Annotated in this window: 22 protein-coding genes; 10 read left to right on the top strand and 12 right to left on the bottom strand. The window is 74.7% G+C overall.

Going from position 1 to position 21,110, the window contains the following annotated elements:
* The first annotated feature begins 26 nt into the window (after nucleotides 1-26).
* Both ABLM29_RS08725 and ABLM29_RS08720 read left to right on the top strand, forming a co-directional pair.
* On the top strand, nucleotides 27-1,109 hold the full coding sequence (locus tag ABLM29_RS08725; RefSeq protein ID WP_349713699.1) for a polyprenyl synthetase family protein: 1,083 nt from the start codon (nucleotides 27-29) through the stop codon (nucleotides 1,107-1,109).
* 235 nt (nucleotides 1,110-1,344) lie between these two features.
* Entirely contained in the window at nucleotides 1,345-1,734 is a 390-nt protein-coding gene (locus ABLM29_RS08720; RefSeq protein ID WP_349713698.1) for a VOC family protein, read from the top strand.
* A 482-nt stretch (nucleotides 1,735-2,216) separates the two neighbouring features.
* Here the strand turns inward: ABLM29_RS08720 and ABLM29_RS08715 are convergent, their stop codons facing one another.
* Genes ABLM29_RS08715 through ABLM29_RS08705 form a run of 3 tightly spaced genes read right to left on the bottom strand, consistent with a single transcriptional unit; the run spans nucleotide 2,217 to nucleotide 3,509 of the window.
* Nucleotides 2,217-2,636 carry a barstar family protein gene (locus ABLM29_RS08715; protein WP_349713697.1) on the bottom strand — a complete coding sequence of 140 codons (420 nt, stop codon included), beginning with the start codon at nucleotides 2,634-2,636 and terminating at the stop codon, nucleotides 2,217-2,219.
* The gene (locus tag ABLM29_RS08710) at nucleotides 2,633-3,127 is read right to left on the bottom strand and encodes a guanyl-specific ribonuclease (protein ID WP_349713696.1); all 495 of its coding nucleotides are present in this window, start codon (nucleotides 3,125-3,127) and stop codon (nucleotides 2,633-2,635) included. Before ABLM29_RS08710 ends, ABLM29_RS08715 begins: the two co-directional genes overlap by 4 nt.
* A gap of 7 nt (nucleotides 3,128-3,134) precedes the next feature.
* Entirely contained in the window at nucleotides 3,135-3,509 is a 375-nt protein-coding gene (locus ABLM29_RS08705) for an Rv2175c family DNA-binding protein (protein WP_349713695.1), read from the bottom strand.
* A gap of 165 nt (nucleotides 3,510-3,674) precedes the next feature.
* Between ABLM29_RS08705 and pknB the strand changes: the two genes are divergently transcribed.
* From pknB to ABLM29_RS08680, 5 genes are all read left to right on the top strand, one after another.
* A complete protein-coding gene (gene pknB / locus ABLM29_RS08700) occupies nucleotides 3,675-5,786 on the top strand; it encodes a Stk1 family PASTA domain-containing Ser/Thr kinase (RefSeq protein WP_349713694.1) in 2,112 nt (703 codons plus the stop codon).
* Nucleotides 5,787-5,840: 54 nt separating this feature from the next.
* Nucleotides 5,841-6,725, top strand: coding sequence for a deoxyribonuclease IV (locus tag ABLM29_RS08695; RefSeq protein WP_349713693.1), 885 nt, complete (start codon nucleotides 5,841-5,843; stop codon nucleotides 6,723-6,725).
* On the top strand, nucleotides 6,718-7,620 hold the full coding sequence (locus tag ABLM29_RS08690) for a DMT family transporter (protein WP_349713692.1): 903 nt from the start codon (nucleotides 6,718-6,720) through the stop codon (nucleotides 7,618-7,620). The genes ABLM29_RS08695 and ABLM29_RS08690 overlap by 8 nt, the downstream gene beginning before the upstream one ends.
* A 116-nt stretch (nucleotides 7,621-7,736) precedes the next feature.
* Entirely contained in the window at nucleotides 7,737-8,819 is a 1,083-nt protein-coding gene (gene aroF, locus ABLM29_RS08685) for a 3-deoxy-7-phosphoheptulonate synthase (protein ID WP_349713691.1), read from the top strand.
* Nucleotides 8,820-8,990: 171 nt separating this feature from the next.
* Entirely contained in the window at nucleotides 8,991-9,977 is a 987-nt protein-coding gene (locus tag ABLM29_RS08680) for an NADase-type glycan-binding domain-containing protein (RefSeq protein ID WP_349713690.1), read from the top strand.
* A 77-nt stretch (nucleotides 9,978-10,054) separates the two neighbouring features.
* Here ABLM29_RS08680 and ABLM29_RS08675 read toward each other — a convergent pair whose 3' ends face one another.
* The 3 genes from ABLM29_RS08675 to ABLM29_RS08665 all read right to left on the bottom strand — a co-directional run bounded on the left by ABLM29_RS08675 (nucleotide 10,055) and on the right by ABLM29_RS08665 (nucleotide 13,628).
* On the bottom strand, nucleotides 10,055-11,404 hold the full coding sequence (locus ABLM29_RS08675; RefSeq protein ID WP_349713689.1) for a class II 3-deoxy-7-phosphoheptulonate synthase: 1,350 nt from the start codon (nucleotides 11,402-11,404) through the stop codon (nucleotides 10,055-10,057).
* Between the two features lie 195 nt (nucleotides 11,405-11,599).
* Complete coding sequence (locus tag ABLM29_RS08670) at nucleotides 11,600-12,628, bottom strand: 6-phosphofructokinase (RefSeq protein ID WP_349713688.1); 1,029 nt, start codon at nucleotides 12,626-12,628, stop codon at nucleotides 11,600-11,602.
* Between the two features lie 82 nt (nucleotides 12,629-12,710).
* Nucleotides 12,711-13,628, bottom strand: coding sequence for a hypothetical protein (locus ABLM29_RS08665; RefSeq protein ID WP_349713687.1), 918 nt, complete (start codon nucleotides 13,626-13,628; stop codon nucleotides 12,711-12,713).
* A 156-nt stretch (nucleotides 13,629-13,784) separates the two neighbouring features.
* Between ABLM29_RS08665 and ABLM29_RS08660 the strand changes: the two genes are divergently transcribed.
* The gene (locus ABLM29_RS08660; protein WP_349713686.1) at nucleotides 13,785-15,077 is read left to right on the top strand and encodes an oxygenase MpaB family protein; all 1,293 of its coding nucleotides are present in this window, start codon (nucleotides 13,785-13,787) and stop codon (nucleotides 15,075-15,077) included.
* Nucleotides 15,078-15,096: 19 nt separating this feature from the next.
* Here the strand turns inward: ABLM29_RS08660 and ABLM29_RS08655 are convergent, their stop codons facing one another.
* From ABLM29_RS08655 to ABLM29_RS08640, 4 genes are all read right to left on the bottom strand, one after another.
* Nucleotides 15,097-15,306, bottom strand: coding sequence for a hypothetical protein (locus ABLM29_RS08655; protein WP_349713685.1), 210 nt, complete (start codon nucleotides 15,304-15,306; stop codon nucleotides 15,097-15,099).
* Nucleotides 15,303-16,754, bottom strand: a complete 1,452-nt coding sequence (locus tag ABLM29_RS08650) for a glycosyltransferase family 2 protein (RefSeq protein ID WP_349713684.1) — start codon at nucleotides 16,752-16,754, stop codon at nucleotides 15,303-15,305. The genes ABLM29_RS08655 and ABLM29_RS08650 overlap by 4 nt, the downstream gene beginning before the upstream one ends.
* Before the next feature lie 125 nt (nucleotides 16,755-16,879).
* Nucleotides 16,880-17,386 (bottom strand): flavin reductase family protein, encoded by a 507-nt coding sequence (locus tag ABLM29_RS08645; RefSeq protein ID WP_349713683.1) that lies wholly within the window; start codon nucleotides 17,384-17,386, stop codon nucleotides 16,880-16,882.
* A gap of 28 nt (nucleotides 17,387-17,414) precedes the next feature.
* On the bottom strand, nucleotides 17,415-18,125 hold the full coding sequence (locus ABLM29_RS08640; RefSeq protein ID WP_349713682.1) for a lysophospholipid acyltransferase family protein: 711 nt from the start codon (nucleotides 18,123-18,125) through the stop codon (nucleotides 17,415-17,417).
* Nucleotides 18,126-18,246: 121 nt separating this feature from the next.
* Between ABLM29_RS08640 and ABLM29_RS08635 the strand changes: the two genes are divergently transcribed.
* Together ABLM29_RS08635 and ABLM29_RS08630 are read left to right on the top strand one after the other, a co-directional pair.
* Nucleotides 18,247-19,023, top strand: coding sequence for an alpha/beta hydrolase (locus ABLM29_RS08635; RefSeq protein ID WP_349713681.1), 777 nt, complete (start codon nucleotides 18,247-18,249; stop codon nucleotides 19,021-19,023).
* 9 nt (nucleotides 19,024-19,032) lie between these two features.
* The gene (locus ABLM29_RS08630) at nucleotides 19,033-19,488 is read left to right on the top strand and encodes a hypothetical protein (RefSeq protein ID WP_349713680.1); all 456 of its coding nucleotides are present in this window, start codon (nucleotides 19,033-19,035) and stop codon (nucleotides 19,486-19,488) included.
* Nucleotides 19,489-19,521: 33 nt separating this feature from the next.
* Here ABLM29_RS08630 and ABLM29_RS08625 read toward each other — a convergent pair whose 3' ends face one another.
* On the bottom strand, nucleotides 19,522-20,154 hold the full coding sequence (locus ABLM29_RS08625) for a hypothetical protein (RefSeq protein WP_349713679.1): 633 nt from the start codon (nucleotides 20,152-20,154) through the stop codon (nucleotides 19,522-19,524).
* A gap of 38 nt (nucleotides 20,155-20,192) precedes the next feature.
* Nucleotides 20,193-21,098, bottom strand: a complete 906-nt coding sequence (locus tag ABLM29_RS08620; RefSeq protein ID WP_349713678.1) for an ROK family protein — start codon at nucleotides 21,096-21,098, stop codon at nucleotides 20,193-20,195.
* Between the last annotated feature and the right edge of the window lie 12 nt (nucleotides 21,099-21,110).

Raw genomic sequence — 21,110 nt, 5'->3', positions numbered from 1 at the left:
TAGGGTGCCCACTAGGGTGTCCTGACGTGACGGACGCGGGATGGGACCCGGGCGCATTCCGCGCCGGGGTCCAGGGTGAGCTGGACCATTTCCTCGACCTCCAGGCGGTCCGCCTGGCGGCGCTCGGACCCGACGCCGATCGGCTCCTGGCCGAGGCGCGCGCGGTGGTCTCCGGCGGCAAGCGGTTCCGCGCCGCGTTCTGCTACTGGGGCTACTCGGCCGTCGCCGGGGTGCCCGAGGGCGCGGCCGCGAGCGCAGTGCTGCGGGCGGCCGCGTCGCTGGAGCTGCTGCACGCCTCGGCACTGGTGCACGACGACCTGATGGACGCCTCCGACACCCGGCGCGGCCGCGCGGCGACCCACCGCGGGTTCGAGGCCGGCCACCGTGGCGACGGATGGCGCGGCGACCCCGAGCAGTACGGCGCGGCGGCGGCCATCCTGATCGGCGACCTGCTCCTCTCCTGGGCCGACGAGCTGCTGCGCACCTGCGGCCTGGAGCGCACCGGACCGGCGCAGGACGTGCTCGACCTGTGCCGGTCGGAGGTGATCGCCGGGCAGTTCCTGGACGTCTCGGTCCAGGCGCGCGGCCACGCCGACGTCGCCGAGGCGATGACCGTGCTGCGCTACAAGTCGGCCAAGTACTCCATCGAGCGGCCCCTCCACATCGGCGCCGCGCTGGCCGGCGCGGACTCCGTCACGCTGGACCGGCTGACCGAGTTCGGTCTGCCCCTGGGCGAGGCGTTCCAGCTCCGGGACGACCTGCTCGGCGTCTTCGGCGACCCCGCCACCACCGGCAAGCCCGCCGGCGACGACCTGGTCGAGGGCAAGCGGACTGTGCTGGTCGCCCACGCCCTCTCCGGCGCCGCCCCCGCGGACGCCCGGCGGCTCGACGCCGCACTGGGCGGTCCGCTGACGCCCGACGAGGTCGACGAGATGCGCCGCATCATCACCGACTCCGGCGCCCGGGACCGCGTCGAGGAGCAGATCGCGGACCTCGGCCGCCAGGCGCTCGACGCCCTCGACCGCGGCCGGGAGCGGTTCGGCTGGGACGACGCCGCGTGCGGCGTGCTGGCCGGGCTCGCAGCCGCCGCGACGCAGCGCACGCACTGAGCCTGGGTGGGGCTGCTCGGCCCACCCGTGGGGTGGGTCGTGTGCCTGAGACACCGGCATGGCGGGGCCTGGGGCACACGAGCCCACTCCGAGCCCGGTCGTGTGCCTCAGAACGACGCATAGGCGGGTGTCAGGCACACGACTCCCCCGCGCGACGGCTCCCCCGCAGCCGGCCCGCAGCGTGGCCCGCGCCCAGGACCTTCACGTGGTCGGCGCCCGGTGGAACGATCGCCGCATGATCGACCACTTCGGCATCAACTGCGCCGACTGGGACGCGTCCCGGTCGTTCTATGACGCGGTCCTGGGCACGCTCGGCCACGGCCGCGTCATGGACTTCGGGGTGGCCGTCGGCTACGGCAGCGACGGCAACCCGGCCTTCTGGATCTCCGACGCGACCAAGGGCGACCACGTCGACGGCCCCAACCGCGAGGTGCACATCGCCTTCGCCGCCCGCGACGTCGAGCAGGTGCGGGCCTTCCACGACGCCGCGGTGGCCTGGGGTGCCGAGTCGCTGCACGCGCCGCGGCTGTGGCCGGAGTACCACCCGGGCTACTTCGGGGCGTTCGTCCGCGACCCCGACGGGAACAACGTGGAGGCCGTCTTCCACGGCGCGGCGCCGGCGTAGGCGAGCGCACGCCGACTCCGCTCAGTCGCCGAGGAGCTGGACGGGCCCGACGGGCGCCTCGTGTGCCCGACGGCCCGCTATGCCGATGCCTCAGGCACACGACCCACCCCCGCGGCGCCTCGAGTGCCCCACGCCCCGCCATGCCGATGCCTCAGGCACACGACCCACCCCCGCGACGCCTCGAGTGCCCCACGCCCCGCCATGCCGATGCCTCAGGCACACGACCCACCCCCGCGACGCCTCGAGTGCCCCACGCCCCGCTATGCCGATGCCTCAGGCACACGACCCCTCCCCACGGCGCCTCGAGTGCCCCACGCCCCGCCATGCCGATGCCTCACGCACACGACCCACCCCCGCGACGCCTCGAGCACCCCACACCCCGCCATGCCGATGCCTCAGGCACACGACCCACCCCAAACGACGCCTCCCAGCGCCGGACCTCCCCCGCGCCGGGCCCCCACCGCGTCGAGCGACGCGCGGGCTCAGCCCAGCAGCGGCGCGGCGTCCGCCGGCCCCGGCCCGACGAGCACGACCTCGAGCGCCGCGCCAGGCCGATCGGCGCCGAGCACGCGCACCACCCCGGCGAACGCCCGCGGCTCGGCGAGCGCCGGCGTGCCCCAGCCGCGCCAGACCAGCACGGTCGGCTCGGCGAGGTCCCGCAGGCAGTCGTGCAGCGCGTCCAGGTTCCGGCCGTAGTGGGCGGGGAAGTCGAGGGCGGCGCCGAGCTCGGCGAGCAGGCCGGCCCGGTCCTCGACGCCGGCGGTGTCGAGCGTCGCGCACCGCCACCCGGCCTCGCGCGCGGCCGGACACGGGTCGGCGTCCGCCCCTCCGGCCCAGCGGTGCACGCCGGCCGCGACGCGGCCGGCGAGGACGTCGGCCAGCACGTCGGCCCGCCCGGTCATCGGCGGATCCGCGAGAACGACGCGTAGTGGTCGTCGGTCCAGTACAGCTCGCCCCCGTCGCCGGCCACGATCCGGCGGGCGCCGCGATCGGGCGACCCGGGCGTCTCGACGGTGTACTCCGCGTAGTAGCCGTGCTCGTGCTCCGGCAGGATCCCCTCGTAGTTGCCGAAGGTGCTGCCGTCGGAGTCCGGGTAGGGGAACGGGCCGCCGTCGTCGATCAGCCGCAGCGTCTCCGCTGCCTCGGCGGGCAGGTCGGCCACGACGACCACCGGCAGGCCGCTCTCGGGGTCGATCTCCCCGTCGGCCGCCCCGTCGTCCGCCCCGTCCGCCACCCCGCCGTCCACCGCGACGCTGCTGCCGGGCGAGGCGGCCGGCGACTCGTCGCGCTCCTGCACCCACCACAGGCCCGCGCCGACCAGCACGAGCGCCAGGGCCAGCGAGCCGAGCAGGCTCCGCGGGCGCGCGCCCCGCCCCGCGGTCCCCCCGGCCATCGGCGCGTCAGAACCCGAGGGCCTGCGCCCGGCGCTTGACCTCCGAGCCGCGGTTCTCGCGCAGCGCGTCGATCGGCCGGCCCGGCAGGTTCGCGTCGAGGAAGATCCAGGCGATGCACTCGCGGTCGTCGAAGCCGGCGTCGTGCAGCAGCGTGAGCAGGCCGGGCAGCCCCTTGACGGGCAGCCCCTCCTCGTCGAGGAACAGCGCGGGGACCCCGGGCCGCCGGCCCGGGGACGGTACGGCGGAGGCCAGCTCGTGCTCGCGCACCATGGTCCGGACCTTGGCCGGCGTCACGCCGATCAGCTCGGCGGCGGCGTCCCAGTCCAGCCACTCCTCCACCAGCGCGTCGAGGTCGTGCTCGGACAGTCGCGGTTCACTCATGCCCCCATCCTCCACCACCGGCGGGCAGGACACCCAGCCACGCACCGCCCGGCCCGGGGACGCCGGATCCGGCGTGCCTGCCGATCTGACCGGCGCCGCGCCGTACGATGGGCGCTCCCGGTCGCTTCCCCGCCGGGGTCACCGAACGCGCACAGGAGGGTCGCTGTGCACGAACCGCAGGCCAGCGGCGCCGACACGCCGCCCGTCAGCGACCCCAACACCGGCCGGGTGCTGGACGGGCGCTACCGGATCGGCCGGCGGATCGCGCGCGGCGGCATGGCCAGCGTCTACCAGGCCCTGGACCTGCGCCTGGACCGCACGGTCGCGGTGAAGATCATGCACACCGGGCTCGGCGACCCGGCCGCCGGTGACGACGAGGCGTTCGCGGCGCGGTTCGTGCGCGAGGCGCGGGCCGCCGCCGGGCTCTCCCACCCCAACGTGGTCGCGATCTACGACCAGGGGCAGGAGCGCGACGGCACCCTGTTCATGGCCATGGAGCTCGTGCCGGGCCACACGCTGCGCGACACCGTGACCACGGAGGCGCCGATGGCGCCCGAGAAGGCGCTGGCGCTGCTCGAGCCGGTGCTGGCCGCGCTCGCGGCGGCCCACCGCGCCGGCCTGATCCACCGCGACGTGAAGCCGGAGAACGTGCTGATCGCGAACGACGGCCGGGTCAAGGTCGCCGACTTCGGGCTGGCCAAGGCGGTCAGCGCGGACACCCAGCACACGGCCACGCAGGGCGTGCTGATCGGCACCGTCTCCTACCTGGCGCCCGAGCTGGTGGTCGACGGCCTGGCCGACGCCCGGGCGGACGTGTACGCCGCCGGCGTCATGCTCTACGAGCTGCTCACGGGGGTGAAGCCGCACACCGGCGAGTCGCCGATCCAGGTCGCCTACCGCCACGTCCACCACGACGTCCCGCCGCCGTCGGAGCGGGTCCCCGGGCTCCCGGCGTACGTCGACGCGCTGGTCACCCGGGCGACGACCCGCGACCGCACGCTGCGCCCCGCCGACGCCACGGTGCTGCTGCACCACCTGCGCCGCGTCCAGGCCGCGCTGCGCGACGGGCTGGCCGAGGACCCCGAGCTGGTCGCCGACCTGCTGCCCGCGACGCGGGCCGCCCAGCCGACCGGGACGACCAGCGACACCTCGCCCGACCCCATCGAGGACCTGTGGGACGAGGCCGAGGCCGAGGCGCTCCTGGTGGCCCCCGCCGCGGCGGCCGCGGCCGGTCGCGGCGGGGTGCGTGAGGCGGCGCGCCCGACCCGGGCGCACGAGCAGACCACCGTGATCCCCGCCGGCGGCCCCGGCGTGCCGACCGGCGGCGGACGCCCCGGCGGCGGGTCCGGCCGCGCGGCGAAGCCGCAGCGTCCCCGGCGCCGGCGGCGCGGACTGGTCCTGCTGGTCCTCCTGCTGGTGCTGGCGGTCGCCGTCGGCGGCGGCGCCTACTGGTTCGGCTGGGCCCGCTACACGACCGCCCCGGCCGTGGTCGGGATGGGCGAGCGCAAGGCCGTGGCGACGCTGGAGGACGCCGGCCTGACCGTGGAGCAGGGCGCCGCCCTCCACTCCGACACCGTGGACTCCGGAAAGGTGATCTCCGCCGACCCGGGCGCCGGGAGCCGGGTCCTGCCCGGTGAGACCGTCACCCTGGTGCTGTCGCTGGGGCCGGAGCTGCACGACGTCCCGGACGTGTCGGGGATGAAGGTCCCCGAGGCGACCGACGCCCTGGCCGAGGTGAAGCTCGTCGTCGGCCGGCGGGTCGAGCGCTGGTCGGAGACCGTGCCCGAGGGCGTCGTGATCCGCACGGACCCCGCCTTCGGCACCAAGAAGGCCAAGGACCTCCCGGTCGACACCGCCGTGCGCCTGGTGGTCAGCAAGGGCCGGCAGCCGATCGCGGTCCGCGACTGGGTGGGCGAGGACGCCGGCGAGGCACGCTCCTACTGGGAGGGCAAGGGCCTCGTCGTCCAGGTCTCCGGCGAGGAGTACAGCGACGACGTGCCCGAGGGGAACATCATCGAGCAGAGCCCGCCGCGCGGCTCGCTCTTCCGCGGCGACACGGTCTCGATGACCGTGTCGAAGGGCCCCGAGCTGGTCAAGGTCCCGTCCGTCTTCTACGACTCCACCGACGACGCCGTGCGGGCGCTGGAGGACCTGGGTCTCAAGGTCGTGGTCAAGCACGCGGCGATCTACTTCAACGGCTCGCGCGCCTACTCCACCGACCCGCCGTCGGGGACGATGGTCCGCAAGGGCAGCACCATCACCGTCTACGTGGTCTGAGGACCCCCGCCGACTGCGGCGAACGGGTCCCCAGGGGCTAGGTTCTCCCCCGAGATGAGCACCCGCACCGCCCGCCCCGTCGGCACCCACGTCCCCGTTGGCAAGAACCTCGTGGCAGGCGCGCTGCGCACCGCGGTCGACCTCGGCTGCGAGGCCGTCCAGGTCTTCGCCGGCAACCCGCGCGGCTGGGCCCTCTCGGCCGGCGACCCGGCCGTGGACGCCGAGTTCCGCACGCGCACCGCCGAGCTGGGAATGCCGGTCTTCATCCACGCTCCGTACCTGGTCAACCTCGGCTCGCCGACCCCGGCGACGTACGAGAAGTCGGTCGCGGTCGTCGCCCACAACCTGCGCCGCGCCGTCCAGATCGGCGCCGAGGGCGTCGTCGTGCACACCGGCTCCTACGTCGACCCCGAGGGCGGCGAGGAGCGGTACGCCGCCGCGATGCGCCAGGTCCGCGAGGGCCTGCTGCCGGTCCTGGAGACCCTCGACGAGCTCGGCGAGGACGCGCCGTGGCTGCTGCTGGAGCCGACCGCCGGCCAGGGCCGGTCCCTGTGCGCGGGGATCGAGGACCTCGCGGCGTACCTGGGCGCGCTGGACCACCACCCGCGGGCGGGCGTGTGCCTGGACACCTGCCACGTGTTCGCGGCCGGCGAGCCGCTGGACGTCGAGGGCGGCGGCACCGCGGCGGTCGACCGCGTCGAGGAGATCGCGGGTCCGGGGCGGCTGCGCCTGATCCACGCCAACGACTCCAAGGACGTGCGCGGCGCGTTCAAGGACCGCCACGAGAAGATCGGCCAGGGCCACATCGGCACCGGCGCCTTCGCCGAGCTGTTCGCCCACCCCGCGACCGCCGGCGTCCCGTTCATCCTGGAGACACCCGGGTCGCGCGACGCCGACGACCCCGACCTGGCGCTGCTCAAGGCGCTGCGGGATGGCTGAGAGCCGTACCTCCCTGCTGGCGACGGCGGCGCTGCTGGCGATGACCGCCGCGTGGGGCTCGTCGTTCTACCTGACCAAGGACCTCCTCGACCACGTCCCCGCGATCGACTTCCTCGCCGTCCGGTTCGCCCTGGCCGGCGTCGCGCTGGTGGCGCTCGCACCGGGCGCGCTCGGCCGCCTCTCCCCCGAGCTGCGCCGCCGGGCGGTCGCCCTCGGCCTGCTCTACGGCGCCGCCCAGCTGATGCAGACGGTGGGCCTGGCGCACACCGCCGCCAGCGTCTCCGGCTTCATCACCGGCCTGTACGTCGTCGCCACCCCGCTGCTCGCCGCCCTGGTGCTCGGCACCCGGATCACCGCGGTCACCTGGGGCGCGGTGGTGCTGGCGACCACCGGCCTCGGGGTGCTCACGCTGGACGGCCTGGCGATCGGCTACGGGGAGGCGCTGACCCTGGTCGGCGCCCTGCTCTACGCGGCGCACATCGTGGGGCTCGCGGCGTGGTCGTCGGCCGTCGACGCGATCGGCATGACGATCATCCAGGTGCTGGTGATCGCGGCCGCGTGCCTGGCGGGGGCGCTGCTCACCGGCGACGTCGGCACGGTGGTGCTGCCGGAACGGACGGGCGACTGGCTGTCGCTGGTCTACATGGCGCTGATCCCCGGGGCGGCGGCCATGCTCGCCCAGACGTGGGCCCAGGCCCACCTGCCGGCGACCCGCAGCGCGATCATCATGAGCTCGGAGCCGGTCTTCGCGACGTTCTTCGCGGTCCTGCTGGGCGGGGAGTCGATGACGACCCGGATGCTGCTGGGCGGGGCGCTGGTGCTGGTCGCGATGGTGGTCACGGAGCTGGTGCCGCGGCGCCGGGTCGAGGCCGAGGTCACCCACCTCGCCGTGTGACCCCGCGGCCCGATCCTGCTGTCATTCTGTGAGACGGCTGTCCGTATCCCGATACTCGCCCCGCCCCGGCCGCGGCTGACCTACCGTCGTCGGGAGCACGAGGGACGGAGAGAACCATGGTCGTCGTCATGGCGCCCACCGCCACGGCCGCGGACATCGCCCAGGTCGTCCGGAAGGTCGAGGCGGCCGGCGGCAAGGCCAACGTGTCCCAGGGTGTCAGCCGCACCATCATCGGCCTCGTCGGCGACGTCGACGCCTTCCACGGCCTCAACCTGCGGGCGCTCCCGGGCGTCGCCGCGGTGCACCGGATCTCCGACCCCTACAAGCTGGTCAGCCGCCAGCACCACCCCGAGCGCTCGACGGTCTGGGTGGGCAACGGGGCGGCCCGGGTCCCGATCGGCCCGTCCACCTTCACCCTGATCGCCGGGCCGTGCGCCGTGGAGTCCCCCCGGCAGACGCACGAGGCCGCCACGATGGTGCGGGCAGCCGGCGCGACCATCCTGCGCGCCGGGGCGTTCATGCCGCGCACGTCGCCGTACTCCTTCCAGGGCCTGGGCGCCGAGGGCCTGGAGATCCTGGCCCGGGTCGGCGCCGAGCTCGGCCTGCCGGTGGTCACCGAGGTGACCGACGCCCGCGACGCCGAGATCGTCGCCGAGCACGCCGACATGCTGCAGGTCGGCACCCGCAACGCCCAGAGCTCCGCACTGCTCCAGGCGGTCGCCGACACCGGCAAGCCGGTGCTCCTCGAGCGCGGCGCCAGCGCGACCGTCGAGGAGTGGCTGCTGGCCGCCGAGCACATCGCGCAGCGCGGCAACCTCGACATCGTGCTCTGCGAGCGCGGGATCCGGACCTTCGAGCCGGCGACCCGGAGCACCCTGGACCTCTCGGCCGTCCCGGTCGTGCAGGCCGCCAGCCACCTCCCGATCGTCGTCGACCCCTCCCACGCCACGGGACGCAGGGAGCTGGTCGTGCCCCTCTCGCGGGCCGCCATCGCCGTGGGCGCGGACGGCCTGGTGGTCGACGTCCACCCGCACCCCGAGTACGCGCTGTGCGACGGCCAGCAGGCCGTCCTCGGACCCGAGCTGCGGGCGGTCGCCCAGGCCGTGCGCCAGCTCCCGCAGGCGGTCGGCCGCGTCCCTGCCGTGCCGCGCTCCGACGCGCCGGGCGGGGCCCGGGCCGGGGCCACCCGCCAGCCCTGACCGCTCGCCGCGCAGGTCGACCGCTGGGCTGCGGCGACGCGCCGCGGTTGTGGTCGGCGGCCGCTCGTGGGGCACACTGGCCATCCGAGCAACGAGCGGGGGCCCGATGACGCGCCCCTTGGTCGGCCGGCCCGGCGCCCGAGCGGCGCCGTCACCGGCCCGGGGAGCGCCATGACCTACTGCACCACCTGCGGGCACCAGATCGCGCTGGGACAGTTCTGCCACCAGTGCGGCGCGCCGATCGCCGAGCCGGTCACCGAGCCGATCGCCGAGCCGCCGCTGGTGGCGCCGGTCGGCGGGGGCGCCGCGTCGACCGCGGTCAGGGAGCCGGCGACCGCCGGCCTGACGTCCGCGGCCCCCACGGCGCCGATCACCCCGCTGCCGACGGGCCCGTTGCCGCCGGCCGCGCGCTACCCGCTCTACGCCACCGAGCACGCCTCCCCGGCGACCACCGAGCAGACCGCCGAGCGCGCCGCCGTACCCCCGACCCCGACGACCGCCTCGACGCCCCGCGGGCGGCGCCGGGCGTGGTGGATCGGCGGCGTCGCGGCGCTCGTGGTGACCGGCGCCGGCGCCGTCGGCGCCGTCCGGCTGGTCGGCGGCCAGGAGGGCCCGAGCCCCCTCGGCGCGGCCGCGGGCTCGGTCCGCGAGGGCTCCGAGGACGCCGCCGGAGGGGACTCCCCCGCGCCGACCGAGGACCTCACGCCCCTGGTCACGACGGTGCAGGTGCCCGGCACGGCACCCGACAGCGCCGACGCCCGGACCGGCGAGCCGGTCACCTTCGGGTCCCAGAACCTCACCGACGGCGACGAGAGCACCGCCTGGCGGGTCGCCGGCGACGCGTCCGGCTCCTCCCTCGTCATCGATCTCGGCCGGGAGGTCGAGCTGCGCGAGGTCGGCCTGGTCAACGGCTACGCCAAGTCCTACCCCGGGTACGACGGCTACCGGGCCAACCGACGGGTGAGCGCGGTCCGGTGGACCTTCGACGACGGCAGCAGCGTCGTCCAGCGCCTCGACGAGGACCGCTCGATGCAGGCGATCGGGATCGACACGGTCCGCACCGAGCGGGTCGTGCTCGAGATCCTGCGCACCGCCGCGCCCGGCGGGCGGAACTTCACGGCGATCAGCGAGCTGCGGCTCGGCGGCGCGGACGGCTGACGCTCCGGCCCCGGACAGCACCGAGCCCGGCCCCGACCGTGGTCGGAGCCGGGCTCGCTCGGCAGGTGGCGGCGGGATCAGGCCCGGCGCAGCATCTCCGCGACCAGGAACGCCATCTCCAGCGACTGCACCCGGTTCAGGCGCGGGTCGCAGACCGACTCGTACCGGTTGGCCAGGTCCTCCGCGGTCAGCTCCTCGCCGCCGCCGACGCACTCGGTGACGTCGTCGCCGGTCAGCTCCACGTGGATGCCGCCCGGCCAGGTGCCCAGCGAGCGGTGCACGTCGAAGAAGCCCTGCACCTCGTCGATGACGTCGTCGAAGCGGCGGGTCTTGTAGCCCGAGGACGCCTCGAACGTGTTGCCGTGCATCGGGTCGCAGACCCAGGCGACCTGGGTGCCCGACGCGGTCACCTTCTCGATCAGGTTCGGCAGCCCGTCGCGGATCTTCTGGGCGCCGAAGCGGGTGATGAAGGTCAGGCGGCCCGCCTCGTTGTCCGGGTTCAGCTTCTCGGCGAGCGCCAGCGCGTCGTCCGCGGTGGAGGTCGGGCCGAGCTTCACGCCGATCGGGTTGCGGATCTTCGAGAGCAGCTCCACGTGGGCGCCGTCGAGCTGGCGGGTGCGCTCGCCGATCCACACGAAGTGGCCCGAGACGTCGTACGGCTGCTCGGTCCGCGAGTCGATCCGGGTCATCGCGTGCTCGTACTCGAGCACCAGCGCCTCGTGCGAGGAGTGGAAGTCGACCCGCTTCAGCTCCTCGGCGTCGACGCCGATCGCCTTCATGAACTGCATGGCCTTGTCGATCTCGGCGGCCAGCTTCTCGTAGCGCTGCCCGTACAGCGAGCCGCTGACGAAGTCGGTGTTCCAGGTGTGCACCTCGCGCAGGTCCGCGTAGCCACCCGTGGTGAACGCGCGGATCAGGTTCAGCGTCGAGGAGGAGGCGTGGTAGACGTCCAGCAGCCGCTGCGGGTCGGGGCGCCGGGCCTCCGGCGTGAAGTCGAAGCCGTTGACGGCGTCGCCGCGGTACGCCGGCAGCGTGACGTCGCCGTCGGCGGTGGTCCGGGTCTCGGTGTCCTTCGAGCGCGGCTTCGCGTACTGGCCCGCCAGGCGGCCGACCTTCACGACCGGCACGGAGCCCGCGTAGGTCAGCACGACCGCCATCTGCAGCAGGACGCGCAGCTTGTTGCGGACGTTGTCGGCGCTGACGCCGGCCAGCGTCTCCGCGCAGTCGCCGCCCTGCAGCAGGAACGCCTCGCCCCGGGTGACCGCCGCCAGCTTGGTGGTCAGGTCGTCGCACTCGCCGGCGAAGACGAGGGGCGGCATGGTCCGCAGCCGGTCGACGACGCCCGCCACCGCGGTGGGGTCGGCGTAGGTGGGCTGCTGGGCCGCTCCGATGGCGTGCAGCTGCTCGAGGGTGGGGATGACGCTCACCGCACAAGGGTACGGCGCCGCCGGCGAGGATGCCGACTCCGTGCGGGACGTGGACACCCGCGCCCGCTCCGAGCGGCACGGCCGACCGCTTCCCCGCGTGCAGCCGCCGCAGGCCACCGCGACCACCGCGGCGCCCGACCGCGCGGCCGGCAGCGTGGCGCGAGCGCAGCGAGCGACACGCTCGGCCCATCCAGCTCAGCCGAAGAAGACCTGCGCCTCGGCGTACTCCTCGGGGCTGACCACCTTGAGCTCGTCGGTGCCCTCCGAGAGCGGCACCCGCACGATGTTCGTGCCGCGCAGCGCGACCATCACGCCGAACTCCTTGTCAGCGACCGCGTCGATCGCCTGGAGGCCGAACCGGGTCGCCAGCCACCGGTCGAAGGCGGTGGGCGTGCCGCCGCGCTGGACGTGGCCGAGCACCACCGCCCGCGCCTCCTCACCCGTGCGGGTCTCGATCTCCTTCGCGAGCCAGTCGCCGATGCCGCCGAGCCGGACGTGGCCGAAGGCGTCCCGATCCGCGCTCTGCAGGGTCTGCCCTCCGGTGTCGGCGGGGACCGCTCCCTCGGAGACGACGATGATCGGCGCGTACTCGCTCTGGAAGCGGGTCTGGACGTCCTCGCAGACCCGGTCGATGTCGAACGGGACCTCCGGGATCAGCACCTCCGAGGCGCCGCCGGCGATGCCGCTGTGCAGGGCGATCCACCCGGCGTGACGACCCATCACCTCGACCACCAGCACCCGGTGGTGGCTCTCGGCGGTCGTGTGCAGCCGGTCGATCGCCTCCGTGGCGATGTTGACCGCGGTGTCGAAGCCGAAGGTGAAGTCCGTGCCGGACAGGTCGTTGTCGATCGTCTTGGGGACGCCGACCACGCTGACGCCCATGCCGGCGAGCCTGTTGGCCACGCCGAGGGTGTCCTCGCCGCCGATCGCGATCAGCGCGTCGACCCCGGTGTCGGCCAGGTTCGCGACGATCCGCTCCACGCCGCCCTCGGCCGCGAACGGGTTGGTCCGCGACGAGCCGAGGATCGTTCCGCCGCGCGGCAGGATGCCGCGGCACTGCTCGATCCCGAGCGGGATGGTCAGCCCGTCCATCGGGCCGCGCCAGCCGTCGCGGTAGCCGACGAACTCGAAGCCGTGGGTCTTCACCCCCTTGCGGACGATCGCGCGGATCACCGCGTTCAGTCCTGGACAGTCACCGCCTCCGGTGAGCACTCCCACGCGCATGCGGACTCCCCCTGCCGGGTTGATGGCCTGCTGGTCGATGGTGCGTTCCGGCGCCGAGCCTAGCCACCGCAGCGGACCCAGGTCAGCCGAATCGCTCGCGTGTCCGCTCCAGGGCCGCCCGGGCCGCCTCCCGGTCGGCCTCGGCGCGGCGCAGCGCGGCGGCCGCCTCGTCCCTCTCCTCCGCCAGCGCGGCGGCCTCCTCGTCGACCTCGTCGCTCTCGGCCTCGAGGTCCGTCGTGCGCCGGCGCAGCTCCTCGATCTCGGCCTGCAGCTGCAGGGACCGCGCCTCCAGCCGGGCGCGCTCCTCGTCGGCCTCGGCCAGCGCCGCGGCGGCCGCGGCCCGCTCCTCCTCGGCGGCGGCGAGCCGCTCCTCGGCCGCCCGCACGGCCTTCGCCGCGGCGTCGGGGTCGGGCACCACCCGCAGGTCCGGCGGCCCGGGGGTGGGCGCCTCCCGGGCGGTGGCGGCGAAGCCCAGCGCCTCCGGGAGCGCCAGCGCGCCCGCCAGGTCGGCGGGGTCCAGCGGGGCGAGGCCGGTGGTGCGGACCGTCGTCACCAGCAGCCCGCTGCGCAGCGCGCGGCCGCAGTCGGCGTCGACCATCGCGGCGGTCAGCATCTCCTCGACCTGGCCGGACACCGCCTCGGTGACCCGCAGCCCCTCCGCCGCCGCCAGCGAGCGCGCCTGCTGGGCCAGCGCCGCGGTCAGCTGGCGGCGCTGCCGGGTCAGGGCGCGCAGCTCGCCGGCCTCCATCGCCGCCTGGGCCTCGCGCAGCGCCGCCCCCACGGCGAGCACCTGGTCGACCTGGCCGGCCTCCCGTCGTACCAGCAGGTTGGCCACCCAGGCCGCCGTGGTCGGCTTGCGCAGCGCCCGCACCGCCGCCGCCAACTCGGCCTCGCCCTCGGCGCGCAGCGCCTTGACCCGGGCGTCGCGCGCCGCGGTGAACGCGCCCAGCGGCTCGGCGTAGAGCTCGTCGGCGATGTCGAGCGGGGTGGTGGCGGGCACGGGCTCAGGATAGGGATGGTCGGCGCGTCCCTCGGCTCGCCTCCGGGGGTAGTCCCTGACGAAAAGCACCCGTGCCCGGGCGATGCGGGTGCTTTTCGTCAGGGACTACCCCCCAACCTCTAGAAAACGATGGATTGCTCGCTTTAGCCTCGGAGCATGACGCTCGACGAGGCCGGCACGGCCATCACCCCCGCCTCCGGCGCCGCCCCCACCCCCGCCGCCGGTACGACGGCGCTCCCGACCAGCCTGCGCCGGGTCGACGAGGCGCGGGCCCGGTTCGGCGCGTTCACCGAGGACTACCTCGCGGCGATGTGGCGCGGCGATGCCCTCGCCGACGCGTTCGTCGCCGACATGGGGCGGATCGGGCACGGACGCGCGATGCGGATGCTGCGGACCGCCTGCCGCGAGGGCGTCGACGCCGTCGCCGACGCTCCGGACTCGCTGCGCGACCTCTTCGCCCGGCTCGACGACACCCCCGACTGGTTCGACCTGCCGGCGATCGAGGCGGCGACGAGGTTCACCTCCCGCTACTCGCGCGCCTCCGGGATCGCCCTCGGCGCGGCGTCACTGGTGAGCGGCTACGCCAACTCGGCAGCCTCCCGGCCGCTGGAGATGACCGGCCGCTACATCGAGAACGCCGGCGCGCGCACCGTCGAGGTCGGCGCCTGGCTGAAGGCGGTCAACGACCCCGGTGGCCTCGACCGGTTCGGGCACGGCTTCGAGCTGACCGTGCGGGTGCGGATCATCCACGCGCTGGTCCGGGCCAGCCTGGCCGGGCGCGAGGACTGGGACGAGGCCGCGTGGGGCGTCCCGATCTGCCAGGCCTACCTCGCCTACACCCTGGTCGAGTTCACGCTGATCCCGCTGCGCGCGATGGAGCGGATCGGCGCCCCGTACCGGCCCGAGGAGCGGGCCGCCGGCTACGCGCGCTGGCGCTACATCGGCCACCTGCTCGGGATCGAGGAGACGCTGCTGCCCCGCGACGCGGCCGAGCAGCAGCGCCTGGAGGAGCTCTACCTGCTCACCCGGCCCGAGGTCGACGACTACTGCCGCTCGCTCGTGGCCAGCATCAACCGCGAGTTCCTGGTGCCCGAGCTCGAGGGCGTGCTCCCCGGGTTCCTGCACAGCCGGGCACCGCAGGTGGTGCACGCGCTGGAGCGGATCTTCCTCGGCGAGGAGATCGCCGACGACCTGCACATCCCGCGCACCCGGTTGGTCGGCGCGGTCCGCGTGGCCGGGCCGGCGCTCAGCGGCGTCAACCGACTGCTGGACCGGGTGCCCCGGCTGGTGGCGCTCCGCGCGGCGAGGGGCAAGGAGTTCGAGGCCTACCAGGAGGAGCGGCTGCGCCGGGAGTGGGGCGTGGGGCACGACCTGGTGGACGACTCCCCCAGCGGCGGGCGACCGCACCCGGCCCGGGGCGACATGCCCGCGACCCCGACGGCCCAGTGACCTGCACTTGTACGACGGCTCAGACCGGCCCGTCGGGATGGATGCTGCGCGTCTCGGCGCGGCGCCGCCGCGACGGCAGCAGGTCGCTGAGGTAGACCTTCGGCAGGATCTTCGCCACCGCCAGCGCCACGTACGCGATCGTGTTGATCGCGACGAACGCCGTCAGGACCGCGACCACCTGGGAGCGCAGCACAGCCTCCGGGAGCAGGATCCCCCACACCGTCGTCATGCGTGCTCAGCCTCCATCTCGCGCTCGATCGGACCGCCGGTCGCCGTTCCGGGCCCCGGCAGGTGCTTCCACGACGCCTCGCGCGCCAGCGACATGTCCCAGACCCCCTTCACGAAGGCGACGTTGAGGAACATCGCGTAGTAGAGCTCCGGGAAGAGCGTGACCGCGAGCAGCCGAGCGCGCCAGCCGCCGCGCCACACCGTCACCACCCGCTCCAGGGTGAAGACGCCGCCGATCCCGAGCCAGAACGGGAACCACACCCAGGTGTCGGTGGAGACCGCCATCAGCAGGATCAGCAGCAGGTAGGAGCCGAGGGCGAACACGCCGTACCCGAGGCCCAGCTGCTGCGCCCAGTAGCGGACCGTCGACGGTCGCAGCCCGTAGGCCCCGAGGTTCTCCAGCGCCCCGCGCTGCCACCGCAGCCGCTGCGACCACAGGGTCCGCCACGACGGCATCACCTCGGTGACCACGGTGCACTCGGCGGGCGAGATGATCAGCGCCCCCAGGGTCTTCAACGCGATCGTGAGCTCGTTGTCCTCCGTCAGCGCGACGGTGTCGTAGACGTCGCCGGGCACGCCGGGCAGGGCGCGACCCCGCTGCGCGGCGACCTCGCGCAGCGCCCACGGCCGGAACACCGAAGCGGTGCCGGTGAGCACGAAGACCCGGCCGCGGCGGCGCTTGAGGTCGCGCTGGTAGCGGGTGTACTCGTTGCGCTGGAACTGCCCGATCAGGCCGCCGCCCTGGTCGCCGTAGAACAGGCCGCCGACCGCCATCAGCGCCCGGTCGTCGGTCAGCCGGCGGATCGCGCCCGCCAGGAAGCCCTGGTCGAGGATGGTGTCGGCGTCCAGCACCATCACCGTGTCGTTGTCACCCTGCCCCGGCAGCAGCACCTCGAGCACCTGGTTGAGGGCTCCGGCCTTCTTGCGGCGGTTGCCGTCGGTCTCGAAGACCTCGACCCCCGCGGCGCGCGCCAGCGCCACGGTGCCGTCCGTGCAGTTGTCGGCGACGACGATGATCCGGTCCGGCGGCACCGACTGCGCCCGCAGCGAGGCGAGCGTGGCGCCCAGGCAGGCCTCCTCGTCGTGCGCCGGGATCAGGACGGTGACCGTCACCGGCCCGGCGTAGACGCCGTGCGTCTCGTCCATCACCAGCCGAGGGGCGAGCGGCAGCGCGGCGACGTCCCAGCTGCGACGCGTGCGGTCGCTGATCCGGCGCTCCAGCAGCGCCACGGCCGCCGCGAGGAGCAGGGCGACCCCGATCGCGGCCACGATGACGTCCACCGGCGGGATCTCAGTCTCGTAGAAGATCCGCCAGATCCCGAACAGGACACCACGTTCCGGTGGCGCGGCCGGCTCGGGATCGCTGGCACCGACCGAGACCCAGAGGAGCCCGGCGCCGAGCAACGCCGCTCCCAGGACCAGAAGACCGATGAATCGCTGGAACCTCATCCGCGCACCTCCCCGCGAGACCCGCGGGACCCGCGGTGCCTCGGGGATCCGACCCGTGGCCCATGCCGATCGGCCCACCCGGCCCCGACCTGAGTCGTCGGCCGGTGCGCGCCGCGTGGGATGGCTCACTCGAGCCGCAGGAACCGCCCACGCCGGTGCATCAGCGGCGCCGTGTCCTCGCCGACCTCGACCCGGTCCAGCTCGGCGGTGACCTCCACCGACCAGCCCACGTCGCGCTCGCCGACCAGGCGCACCGTGGCCCACGTCGTCGCCGACGCGAGGCGGGGCCCGTGGTCGGTGTCGACCCACTCCGCCTGCCGGAACGGCCCGCCGGGCGCCGGGCCGGTCCCGGCGAAGACCTCCGCCAGCCCACGGTCGGGCCAGGAGAGCACCTGCACGACGGCCCGTCCGGTCTCCCGCAGGGCACCGATCAGGTCGGAGTCGGGGTCGATCAGGGCCAGCAGCGCCGGTCGCGGCCCGAGCGCGACCAGCAGCGAGGAGACGGTCAGGCCCGCGCGACCCGCGCCGGCGCCCGCGGTCCACACCGTGACCGCGCCGCCGAGCCGGCCGCGCAGCCGGCGCACCGGATCGGGCTCGGGGTCGGCGAACGGGTGGGTCGTGTGGATCGTCATCCCACCGCCCCCTCGGGTGAGCCCCCGGTCAGGAGGCCAGCTTGCGGTCGCCGGCGTCGGCCTGCTTCGCCAGCTCCTTGGCCTTGGTGGCGTACATGTCGACGTACTCCTGGCCGGAGAGCCGCATGATCTCGTACATGATCTCGTCGGTGACCGAGCGCAGGATGAAGCGGTCGTTCTCGAGCCCCGCGTAGCGGGAGAAGTCCAGCGGCTCGCCGAACCGGACGTCGGGGCGCGTCCACCGGCCGAACACCTTGCCCGGGGGCGCCACCACGTCGGTGCCGATCACCGCGACCGGAACGACGGGCACCCCGGTCTCCAGCGTCAGCCGCGCGATGCCGGTCTTCCCGCGGTAGAGGCGGCCGTCGTGGGAGCGGGTGCCCTCGGGGTAGATGCCGAAGATCCCGCCCTCGGCGAGCACCCGCTTCGCCGAGAGCAGCGCGCCGGCCGCGGCGTCGGCGCCGGAGCGGTCGATCGGGATGTTGCCGGTGCCGCTGAAGAAGGTCTTCTTCAGCCAGCCCCGCACGCCCGGCGCGGTGAAGTACTCGGCCTTCGCGACGAAGCTGACCTTGCGCGGCACGACCAGCGGCATGAACAGCCAGTCCGCGTAGGAGAGGTGGTTGCTGGCCAGGATCACCGGTCCCTCGGCGGGCACGTTGCCGACGCCGGTCTCCTTCGGCCGGAAGACCAGCTTCAGCAGCGGACCCAGCGCGACGAACTTGAGGAACCAGTAGAACAACTCAGCACACCTTTCCCCGGACCGGTGCCGGGTCGCCCGCGGCCCCCGGAGCCGGGCCGACGGGTGCAGCGTAGCCGCTGCACCGGCCCCCGTGGCCAGGGCCGGGTGGCACAATCGCGACGTGCCCACACCCGAGGTCCTCCCCGACGCGAGCCCCCTGACGGCCGACGCCCGCCCCGAGCTCACCGGGGGCGCGCGGATCGGCGTCCTGCTCAGCCACGGCTTCACCGGCTCGCCCGCCTCGATGCGGCCGTGGGGCGAGTTCCTCGCCGAGCGCGGGTACGGCGTCCGGGTGCCGCGCCTCCCGGGCCACGGCACCACCTGGCAGGACCTCAACACCCGGCGCTGGGAGGACTGGCTCGAGGAGCTGAGCACGGCCCTCGACGACCTGAAGGCGCAGAGCGACGCGGTCGTGGTGGGTGGCCTGTCGATGGGTGGCGCCCTGGCCCTGCGCCTGGCCGCGGACCGTGGGGACGAGGTGGCGGGCGTGGTCGTGGTCAACCCCGCGCTGGCCAGCCGGCGCCTCGACGTCAAGCTGCTGCCCGTGCTCAAGCACGTGGTCGGCAGCTTCCCCGGGATCACCGACGACATCAAGAGGCCCGGGATGAGCGAGGGCGGCTACACCCGGACGCCGCTGAAGGCGATCCACTCCTTCATCCGGGCCTGGCCCGACCTCGTCGCCGACCTGGAGCGGATCACCGCTCCCCTGCTCTACCTGCGCTCCGACGTGGACCACGTCGTCGACGACGCGAGCGAGCCGCTGATCCTCGGCGGCGTCGGCTCCAGCGACGTGACCCGCGTGGCGCTGCCCGAGTCGTACCACGTCGCGACCCTGGACAACGACGCCGGGACGATCTTCGCCGAATCTGCGGATTTCATCGCGCGGGTGACGAAGTAGCCTGGGCCCGTGCAGCGCGACGACGGGACCGACGACCGGCGAGACGGTCAGGCCGAGGACGCAGCCTGGCAGGCGATCGTCGCCAACTACGGGGAGCGCCCGGCACTGGACCCGACCGAGATCGCCGAGGAGGCGCGGCCGGAGCCGGCCGACCCGCCGCCGGGCCCCCGCGGAACGGGCGCCCCCGCGCCCGAGGCGGCCGAGGCGCCCGAGGTGCCCGACGAGGACGCCTTCGTGCCGCCCGAGGCGCCGCCCGTGCCCGTCCCCTCGCTCGACCGCCTGGCCGCGTGGGTGGGCGTGCTCGGCTCGCCCGCGGTGCTGCTCGTCTGCCTGATCGCCGGCCTGTCCATCCCGACCTGGCTCGGCTGGCTGCTGGTCGTCGGCTTCATCGGCGGCTTCGGCTACCTGCTGTACCGCATGCCCGGCTCCCCCCGCGACCCCTGGGACGACGGCGCTCGCGTCTGACGGCCGACCGCACCGCGGCGCCGGCAGCGGCGGCTACAGCTCCAGCTCGTACGCGGCACCCACCGGGCGCCAGGCCTGGGGCAGGTGGTCGTAGTACGGCGCCAGCATCCCCGGCGGCGTCACCACCCTCCGGAAGCCCCGGTCCCGCAGCCCGGTCGCCTGCCGCCAGACGAACTCGCCCGGGGTGAAGTCCCGGTAGCGCGGCGTCACGAAGTCCAGCAGCACCTGGGCCACCTCGCCATCGCGCCGGATCAGCACCACGCCCACGGTCTCGTCGCCGCTCTGCACCTGGAACGCAAGGTCGTCCTCACCCAGCAGACCGGCGGAGAACCCGGGCTGGTGACGCTCGATGTCGGCCTCGTGCACCCCGAGGAAGTAGCGCAGGTAGGGGTCGCCGGGGCCGACCTCCAGCACGTCGTACGCCGTCTCCGAGTGCCGGTCGCGGAGCATCCTGGTGATGAAGAAGATGTTGATCGCGCTGGTCGCCAGGTTCATCCCGACCATCGGCCACACGGCCAGGAGCGCGTTGAAGATGACCAGGATGACCGACGCGGCGAGGTTCAGGAGCCGGAACCTCAGGACCCGGGTCTGCAGCAGCGAGACGATCAGCAGCCCGCTCCCGAGCCAGCCGAACAGGTCGAGCCAGTACTCGCTGAGCCAGGTCACCCTGGCAGGCTACGTCCGCCGCGGCGGCGTGCGGCGGGTCACCGACCGTCGCGGGCGATGAGCGCGGCGCCGACGGCGCCGGCCTCGGGCCCGAAGGCGGCCGGCACCAGGTCCGGTACGACGCGGTGGCCGGTCCCCTGGAGGGACTCGGCCAGCGCAGCGCGGGCCGGCGCCAGCAGCAGGTCGCCGTCGTTGGAGACGCCGCCGCCGACGATCACCAGCTCGGGGTCGAAGGCGGAGACCAGGCCGGCCGCGCCGACGCCCAGCCACGTGCCGATCGAGGCGATGGAGCGCCGGGCGACCTCGTCGCCCGCGCGGGCCAGCGCGGCCACCCGCGGCCCGTCGTAGTGCCGCCCCACGGCGACCCGCATCACCCGCTCGAGCGCCCGGCCGCTGCAGTACTGCTCCCAGCAGCCCCGCAGGCCGCACTCGCACTCCAGGCCGTCGGGGACGACCTGCATGTGGCCGAACTCGCCGGCGGTGCCGTGGGCGCCCCGGTACAGCCGGCCGCCCACGATGAGGGCGCCGCCGATCCCGGTGCCCACCGTGATCAGCAGGGCCGACCCGACGCCCTGCGCGGCGCCGGCGACCAGCTCGGCGTACGCCGCGCAGTTGGCGTCGTTGTCGAGCGTCACCGGGAGGCCCAGCAGGTCCTCCATGCGGGAGCGGACGGGGGTGTCGCGCCAGGGCAGGTGCGCGGCGAACCGGACCCGCTCCCCCTCCGCGTCGACGAGGCCGGCGCCGGAGATCCCCACCCCGCGCACCTCGGCACCGGCCGCCACGCGGCGGGCCGCGTCGGCCATCGCCTCCTCGATCGCGGCCTCGGGCGCGTCCCGTCCGGGCATCGCCACGGTCACCGAGCCGAGGATCTTCACCCCCGGGCCGGACTCCTCCACGCCCACGGCGAGCACCTTCGTGCCGCCGACGTCGACACCGACGTACACGCCCACGCCCTC

Origin of the sequence: Nocardioides sp. YIM 152588 (assembly GCF_040191335.1) — a bacterium.
GTDB lineage: Bacteria > Actinomycetota > Actinomycetes > Propionibacteriales > Nocardioidaceae > Nocardioides.
Note: the sequence above shows the minus strand (reverse complement) of the source record. Positions and strands in the feature narration are given on the sequence as shown.